The sequence below is a fragment of the Pseudomonas sp. D47 genome, assembly GCF_045447305.1.
GTDB lineage: Bacteria > Pseudomonadota > Gammaproteobacteria > Pseudomonadales > Pseudomonadaceae > Aquipseudomonas.
Genome location: NZ_JBJGXU010000194.1, coordinates 1 through 405, shown reverse-complemented (window position 1 = coordinate 405; position 405 = coordinate 1). Strand labels below are relative to the sequence as shown.

Below are 405 nucleotides of genomic sequence, written 5' to 3'. Positions count from 1 at the left end.
GGCTAGCATTGAGCGATCATCGTGAGGTGTTCGCGGTAAGGTTTGATCCGCGTTTTCCAGATGATGCATCACCCGATTCAGGCAATGCCGTCATTTCCCGGTTTGTTGATTTCTTGACCTTCAGGATTCAATCAGCTCGTAAGCGCTCAGAGCGGCTGAATGGTACTGCTCATTGGTGCTGGGTCAGGGAGGTTGGCCGACAGGGGCGGGCTCACTACCACTTCGTATTGCTGCTCAATCGAGATGCGTACCACCGGTTGGGACGCTTTCAGTCAGAGCGGGAGAATCTCTACAGCCGTATCCAGGCCGCCTGGGCCAGTGCGCTGCGGATTCGGTTCGAAGAAGCAGATGGGTTGGTGAATATCCCTGCAAACGGCACGTTCCACCTCTCTCAGGATGATCCAG

1 protein-coding gene is annotated in these 405 nt (G+C 55.3%); it reads left to right on the top strand.

The window, feature by feature from the left end; all coding sequences use genetic code 11:
- Positions 1–405, top strand: a 405-nt coding sequence (locus ACI77I_RS32210) for an inovirus-type Gp2 protein (RefSeq protein ID WP_407000251.1), incomplete at both ends; no start/stop codon positions are given.